This is a genomic window from Ruminococcus flavefaciens (assembly GCF_900116855.1).
GTDB lineage: Bacteria > Bacillota > Clostridia > Oscillospirales > Ruminococcaceae > Ruminococcus > Ruminococcus flavefaciens_R.
Map to the genome: position 1 here is coordinate 107370 of NZ_UETD01000004.1, position 7512 is coordinate 114881.

Here is a 7512-nt window from a genome sequence, read left to right on the forward strand (position 1 = left end):
GGAAAACGACTATGTCGAAAATCGAAGAGATGCAGGCCAAGCTTGCAGTAATCATCAACACAGCTCAGGACTATCTCGACAAGGACGATCTTGAGAACGCCGACAAGATGCAGAAGCAGGCACAGGAACTTGCTGACAAGATCGAAAAGCAGAAGGCTCTTGATAAGCTCTCAGCGAGTATCGAGGTGCCTCAGGCATCTCAGGCAACCGAAGGCACTAAGGACGCTACTAAGACAAAGGAAAACGCTTCCTTTATCCGCGCAGCTCTTAAGAAGCTCTCGGGAACAAAGCTTACAGAAGCAGAAGATGCTCTGCTCCTTCCATCGGTAACATATCCTAACGGCGAGCACGGTGAGGGTTATATCCTTCCTCAGGATATTCGCACCAAGATCAAGGAGAAGCTCCGCCAGTTCAGAAGCCTCAGAGAGGTATGTGGCTATCTGAAGACAACAGCACTCACAGGTAGCTATCCTTCAGACAATGATGAAACTGAAGGCCTTATCGATTTTACAGACGGTACTGACGGCACATATGTGACTGATCCTGCATTCACCCCCGTGAGCTGGTCGCTCAAAGAAAAAGGCGCATTCATCAAGATATCAAACACGCTGCTCTCACTCACAGATAATGATCTCATCAACTACATCGTAAAGAGATTTGCTAAGAAAGCAGTTATCACGGAGAATGCTATGGCGAAGGCTAAGCTCGAAGCAAATAAGACCGCGAAGACACTCAGTGGCTGGGAAGCTCTTAAAGAGTCCATAAACGTGGATCTCGACCCTGATGCGCTTTACAATACAAAAATCATAACAAATCAGGACGGCTTCAACGCACTTGATAAGGCACTTGATCATAACGGCAGGTCTGTGCTTCAGCCTGACCCCACACAGCCCACGAAAAGGCTCTTTATGGGATATCCCGTAGAAGTATACTCAAATGCTATGCTTCCAAGCGACTCAACTAACAATGTCGCCCCCATTTACTACGGTAATATCGAGGAAGGTGTACAGTTCGTCGACCTCGACAATATCTCATTCGCATCCTCAAAGGAAGCAGGCTTCATGAGCAACACAACAATCTGCCGCCTCATCGAGTGGGTGGATGTTACTCAGCCTGACGCCTCCGACAAGTGCTACTGCTTCGGCAAGCTCGCACTGGGGGAATAACGAGCGAGAGTTCTGAGACCCTTGCCGCCGCTGATACCAACAGCGACGGCGAGCTGTCGCAGGAAGAGCTCGAAGCCCTGACAGTAGATCAGCTCAGAGCTCTCGCTGAAGAACTGGAAATCACACTTACAGCAACCAAGAAGGCTGACATCATCGCCGAGATACTCGCGGCGCAGAAATAAGCTCTACTCGTCGGAAAGGAGGACCTCATGGAGCTATCACTTATAAAGCAGTTTTTAAAGGTCGACTTTGACGACGACGATAATATCATCGAGCTGATGGCAGATGTCGCTACCGACTACATCAACGCAGCAGTCGGCTCTTGCAATTACGAGGACGCGAGGGTAAGGCTCCTCGCCCTCGTAATTATCACAGAGCTCTACGAGAAACGCAGCTACTCCGTAGAGAAAGCAGGCGTTAAAGCACAGTACACAATAAGATCAATCATAGCGCAGCTGCAAGCGGAGCAGGAGATGACCGACGATGAAGCTTGAAACAGATGTAGGGCGCCTGAATAAGCGTATCACGATACAGCAGGCAAGCTCGGAGGAGCAATTCGACACGATCGGAAATCAGCTTCCCGGCTGGACTGACTATCACTCATGCTGGGCCGCAGTGACGGGTGACTCCGACAAGGAGAGCTACACTGCCAAGGAGCCCCGTGATAAGGCAGTCAAGGACTTCAAAATCCGCTATTGCAGCAAGCTTGAAGACATGACAACGGATAGCTACCGCATCAAGTACAGAGGACACTACTACAACATAGTAAGCATCGACAATCTCGCCGAAGCCGACTCCTTGCTTATCATCAAGGCTCGGAGGGAGGAAGATAATGAATGAGATCATTACCCCCGACGAGTTCGCCAAGGCTCTCGCCGAGGCAACCAGAACCATGACCGAGGAGGTCGTGGAAGAGATGGAAAGCGGGCTCGTCAATATCGCTAATAATGCGGTCGAGGAGCTCAAGCGTCTCTCTCCCGTCTATAAGGGGAGCAGCAAGAAGCTGAAAAAAGGTGACTACCGCAAGAAGTGGAAATGTATCATCGAGAAAGAACGCGGCGTCACAAGAGTGACGATCTATAATGCGAAAGGCGGTCTCACGCATCTGCTCGAGAATGGCCACGTTGTCAGAAATGGCACTAAAAGAGTGGTCGGAAACGCCGACCCTATACCGCATATCTCGATAGTCAATGAGCACGCCGAAAAAGAACTTGACAAGCTGATGGAGGGGCTGTAATGGAACTGAAAGAGATCCGCGACAGACTCTTGTCGCTTGGCTTACCGGTAGCATATCTGCGCTTTAAGAAAGCTCAGAAGCTGCCGTTCATTGTATACTATGAGTCCGACACCGAAATAACAGGTGCCGACAACTACAACCTTTATCGCGATGTCGAAATCACGATAGAGCTTTACACTGAGGACAAAGAGCCTCAGCTGGAGCGCCGTCTGGAAAATCTCTTCCGCGAGGTAGAGATTGGCAAGGAAGGTGACACAGCACTCGAGGACGAGGAAATGCTGCTTACAGTATTCTCGTTCCGCACAATACAGTACATAGAGGAGGAAAATAGCAATGTCTAATACCACTACATACAGACAGGAAAAAGACCGTATCGCTCTTGGTTCGGTGGATGTATATGTCACAGAGTGGACCGGTACAGCAATATCGGATATTCCTGAAGATGCTACCCTTGAGGTAGACGCTAACCTTATCGGACGCACCAAGGAAGGCGCAGAGTTCGAGTATCAGACCAACTACTTCTCGGTCAAGAGCGATGACGGCAAAGCGTCGCGCAATGAGATGACCGACGATAACGGATATATGAGCTACGGAATGATCACTTGGAACGGTGATACAATCTCGAAGCTCATTGAGACAGCATCGGCAACGGTCTCAGGAACAGGAGCAACAGCAAAGCGCCGCACCCTCATCGGCGGAGTTGCCAACGCTAACGGAAAGACATATCTTTTCCGTGCGGTACACAAGGACAAGGTCAAGGGTGATGTACGCTACACGATGATCGGTAAGAATATCAACGGCTTCGCAGCATCATATCGTCCCGGTCAGCCCACAACGATCACCCCGAGAATTCAGGCAGAGCCATTCAGCGACGGCCATCTGCTCATAATCGACGAGGACAATATCGACGCAGGAGCATGATATGAGGTACGAGGTACTTGAGTACTTCGAGGACAAGCAGGATAATCGTCGCAAGTATTTTCCGGGCGACGCTTATCCGCGCAGAGGGCTCAAGCCCACGGCAGAGCGTCTCGAAGAGCTCTCCACCAATAAGAATTGCCGTGGAGTGCCTCTCATCAGAGAGGAGCAGAAAGAAGATAAAGAGACTCAGACCGAAGCTGAGTCATAGTATAAGGCGAGCTTCGGCTCGCCTTTTTTTCATAAATGGAGGAAAAAATGCAGGCTTTTCAGTTCAGATTGGGGAAGCAGCTCCTGACTATAGGAATACCTACCGTCAGAGAGTGCGACGGGCTTTTCAGCCCGATAAACAGCTATGAGAAAATCGACGCCGCCGAGAAATACCTCTCGCGGAATATCGAGGGGATAACAGTGCGAGACAAGCTCTCGGCACTGGATATAATTGCACTCGAAGTCAGGCTCGGCGCCTGGCTTGCTCAGATCAAGGAAACGCCTGCATACAAAGCCCCGCCTGTGCAGTCAACTGCACAGACTGTACTCCCGTATGACTGCACCACGACACACATCAAGGCAGTAGCAGAGTATGCCCGTATGAGCTTCCCGGAGGTCTGGGAACTGCCTATCACAGACTTCTGGAAGCTTTTCCGTGATGCGATCATATGGAACTACAGCCGCACCGCGGAAGGCATCGACCAGCTGGAGCACGCCAAGGCTATATCAGCGACCGAGCCCGACCGTGAGAAGCTCGGCAGCAGTCCCGCCATAGCAAGGAGGCGAAAGAATGGCGAGTAAAAAAATCAAAGGCATCACCATACAGTATGAGGGTGATACCGTCAAGCTGGAAGAGGCGCTTAAATCCGTCGAGAGTAAAGGCCGCAAGGCGAAAGCCGAGATGTCCGAAGTCAATCGCGCCCTCAAGGAGGCACCTGACTCTGCCGTACTCTGGCAGCAGAAACAGGAGCTGCTCAACAAGACACTCGAAAGCTCTAAGGATAAGCTCAAGCTCCTCGAAGACGCACAGGAAGAAATTCAAAGGCAGTTTGACAACAAGTCCATCGGCGAAGATCAGTATCGTGCATTTGAGCGCGAACTTGAAAGAGCCAGAGCTGAGACAGAGAAGCTCGGCGCCGAGGCTGAGGACGCAGGAAAGCACGTCGAGGAGCTGAGCGGAGAAGCCGGAAAAGCTTCAGGCAGTCTCGATAAGATGGGGAATACCGCGGAGAGCTCTGCCGAGGGCTTCACGGTCCTCAAGGGAGCAGTTGCTAAGCTTGCTGCCGACGGCCTTGAAAAACTTGCTTCTGAGCTTAAAAACGCGACCGAACAAGCACTGGAATTTGAAGGGTCAATCGCAAAAGTTAGTACTATAGCTGATGATACTGTACCCATCGAAAAGATGAAAGATGATATCATCGATCTATCGAATGAAACAGGCATTGCGGCGAATGTCATAGCTGATGCGACATATGATGCTATTTCGGCAGGTCAGCAAACCGGGAACGCCGTTAAATTCGTCGGCGACGCTACAAAACTCGCAAGAGCAGGTTTCGCCGACACTGGTGATACACTTGATTTGTTGACGACAATCTTAAATGCTTATCACATGGAAGCGTCCGACACAGCCAAGGTCATGGATGTGCTCATACAAACTCAAAACCTCGGCAAAACCTCTGTCGGGCAGCTCTCAAGCGCCATGGGTAAAGTCATACCGACTGCAAATGCGTACAGTGTCAACCTTGAGCAGATTGCAGCTGGATACGCGATCATGACGGCGAACGGTGTTGCAACAAGTGAAACAACGACATACATCAATAGTATGCTTAACGAACTCGGAAAGAGCGGTACAAAAACCTCGAACGTTCTCAAAGAAGAGACTGGAAAATCGTTTAAGGAATTGATGGACGAAGGCAATACCCTTGCCGATGTGCTTACAATAATCAAGGATAATGCTGACAAGAATAGTCTTTCGTTTGGCGACTTATGGGGCAGCGCGGAAGCGTCAAAAGCAGGTCTTGTCTTGCTTGGAGAGTCAGCGGATGCATACAATGAAACTCTCAAAAAGATGGAAAGTAGCGCCGGTGCTACTGATATAGCTTTCGAGAAACTTGAAACAAAAGAGTATAAGCTGGAAAAGGCACAAAACCAAATGCGGAACTCACTGATTGAAATCGGAAGTGTTGCACTTGAATCAATTGTTCCTATCGCTGAAAAAGCAATGCCGTATATTGAAAATAAGCTTTTATCTTTTAACAAGAATTTGCCTGCAATTGAGAAGACGGTAAGTGATATGCTCCCGCTTATCAAGGGAGTAGGCGCTGCCTATGCCTCATGGAAGATAGCCAGCACTGCACTCAAGGGTGCAGAAGCTGTCAAAGGACTCGCCACGGCCATGAAGACAGCCGACGGAGCGCAGAAGCTCCTTAACAGCTCTATGCTTGCAAACCCCGCCGTGGCAGTCACAGCAGCAATTGTCGGTCTTACCGTCGCAATCGGCGCTCTTGTAGTCGCTCAGAAAGAGGAGACAGATATATCCGCCGAGGTTGCTGAGCAGTTCCGAGCGGAGCAGGAAGCCGCAGACGCTGCCCGCGAAGAGATCAAAAAGATGAAGGACGACTTTAACGATCGAGCCCGCGATATCGAGAACGAGTCCAAGCGTACCGAAGACCTCTGGAAAGAGCTCGACAGCCTCGCAGATGCCTCGGGCAGAGTCAAGGACGCTGACAAGAAACGAGCCGAGTATATCCTCGGTGAGCTCAACAGTGCTCTCGGTACCGAGTACACTATGACAGGCAACCAGATTGAGAACTACAAGACGCTTGCGTCAGAGATTGACAAGGTGATCGAGAAGGAAAAGGCACAGGCTCTTGTCGATCAGTACATGGCGATGAACTCGGCAATGATGCGTCAGAACGCAGAAGCTCAGGCGAACTACGAAAAGTACGATAGTCAGTACTCAGCTGCGCGATCTGAAATGAGCACCGCGGAGCAGCAGTATCGGGCTCTTGCAGGTGACGATATCTCCGCTGAGGACTATCTGAGGCAGTATAAGGCTTCCCGAGCATTTGGCAAGAGTAATGACGAGGCGTGGGGAAGTGACGAAGTCGCCGCTGCTGCACAGGCATATCTCAATGCTAAGCAGGCAACGATCGAAGCTGGAGACCTCCGGCAGAATGCGAAGCAGGCATTTGACAGCACTATCGACTATATGCACCGCCTTGATGACGCAGAAAAAGCCTTTGCAGAGGAGAGGTACGACGATGTAAAGGATATCCTTTACACCGAGAAAAACGCGAACAAAGAAATCCTCGAAGATACCAAGAGCAGCCTTGACGAAAGGAAAGAGGCATACAAGGCAAGTCTCGAAAAGATATACTCGGATATAGAGCTCTACTCCAAGAACTGGCGGCAGAAAGAAGCTGACGCCATCATGCAGGAGATGGGCGAAGTTGTTAACTCTGCAAGGCTTGCGGGCCTTGATGCAAACGAAGCCTTTGACGAGACTTTCCGCGAGAACGTGCAGAAAATGCTCGATGACGGTTTCGACATAACTGAGCTTGCCAAGTGGGCGAAGGAAGCAGGACTCGACGTCGGAGACGTTTTTCAAGAAGACTACACGAAGATAGTTCAGGATCAGCTTGACAAAGGCTATAACATATCGGAACTCCTTCTCTGGGGTATTGCGAGCGGTGAAAACGTCGGCGGGCTGTTCACAGACGAGTTCACGAAAAAGTATCAGTCGCAGCTCGACAGCGGCTTTGACGTTCAGGGACTCCTTCAGTGGGCGACAGAAAAGGGATATGAGCTCGGCGACGTTTTCGGAAGCAATTTTTCGTCAAGGTATCAATCATACCTCAACGATATGCTTTATGCTAACAACGACCTCATCAATGAGCACAGTATCAACAGTCAGGCGGATTATGAATACTGGAAAAGTCAGGGCTATGACTTTCACGCCACAGGCGGCACCATAGGCATAGGACAGCAGGGTATTGTCGCAGAGGCAGGCCCCGAGCTCTTGCAGGTGATGAACGGCGGTATCAAGATAACCCCTCTGAGCCGCACGGCAACAAACACCCCCGTCGGAGCAGGCAGCGGCACCACTATCAACAACTACAACAACACCGTCTACGCGACGGTGAGAGGCAAATACGACGTATACGGCATGGCTGAGGACATGGCAACAGCCGAGCGCCG

At 50.5% G+C, this 7512-nt stretch carries 10 protein-coding genes; all 10 read left to right on the forward strand.

What is annotated here, in order from left to right:
• Positions 1 to 11 precede the first annotated feature (11 nt).
• Positions 12 to 1166 carry a phage major capsid protein gene (locus DSZ37_RS04665; RefSeq protein ID WP_109725791.1) on the forward strand — a complete coding sequence of 385 codons (1155 nt, stop codon included), beginning with the start codon at positions 12 to 14 and terminating at the stop codon, positions 1164 to 1166.
• The gene (locus DSZ37_RS18205; protein ID WP_109725792.1) at positions 1130 to 1348 is read left to right on the forward strand and encodes a Rho termination factor N-terminal domain-containing protein; all 219 of its coding nucleotides are present in this window, start codon (positions 1130 to 1132) and stop codon (positions 1346 to 1348) included. Before DSZ37_RS04665 ends, DSZ37_RS18205 begins: the two co-directional genes overlap by 37 nt.
• A gap of 27 nt (positions 1349 to 1375) precedes the next feature.
• Positions 1376 to 1660, forward strand: coding sequence for a head-tail connector protein (locus DSZ37_RS04675; protein WP_109725793.1), 285 nt, complete (start codon positions 1376 to 1378; stop codon positions 1658 to 1660).
• Positions 1650 to 2006, forward strand: coding sequence for a phage head closure protein (locus DSZ37_RS04680; protein WP_109725794.1), 357 nt, complete (start codon positions 1650 to 1652; stop codon positions 2004 to 2006). The genes DSZ37_RS04675 and DSZ37_RS04680 overlap by 11 nt, the downstream gene beginning before the upstream one ends.
• The gene (locus tag DSZ37_RS04685) at positions 1999 to 2403 is read left to right on the forward strand and encodes an HK97 gp10 family phage protein (RefSeq protein ID WP_109725795.1); all 405 of its coding nucleotides are present in this window, start codon (positions 1999 to 2001) and stop codon (positions 2401 to 2403) included. The genes DSZ37_RS04680 and DSZ37_RS04685 overlap by 8 nt, the downstream gene beginning before the upstream one ends.
• Entirely contained in the window at positions 2403 to 2744 is a 342-nt protein-coding gene (locus DSZ37_RS04690) for a hypothetical protein (RefSeq protein ID WP_109725796.1), read from the forward strand. Before DSZ37_RS04685 ends, DSZ37_RS04690 begins: the two co-directional genes overlap by 1 nt.
• Entirely contained in the window at positions 2737 to 3324 is a 588-nt protein-coding gene (locus DSZ37_RS04695; protein WP_109725797.1) for a hypothetical protein, read from the forward strand. The genes DSZ37_RS04690 and DSZ37_RS04695 overlap by 8 nt, the downstream gene beginning before the upstream one ends.
• A gap of 1 nt (position 3325) precedes the next feature.
• Positions 3326 to 3532: a hypothetical protein gene (locus DSZ37_RS04700; protein ID WP_109725798.1), complete on the forward strand. Its 207-nt coding sequence runs from the start codon at positions 3326 to 3328 to the stop codon at positions 3530 to 3532.
• Between the two features lie 47 nt (positions 3533 to 3579).
• A complete protein-coding gene (locus tag DSZ37_RS04705) occupies positions 3580 to 4113 on the forward strand; it encodes a hypothetical protein (protein ID WP_109725799.1) in 534 nt (177 codons plus the stop codon).
• Positions 4103 to 7512 (forward strand): phage tail tape measure protein (locus DSZ37_RS04710; RefSeq protein ID WP_109725800.1); only part of this gene is annotated, 3410 nt, incomplete at its 3' end. The genes DSZ37_RS04705 and DSZ37_RS04710, both read left to right, overlap by 11 nt.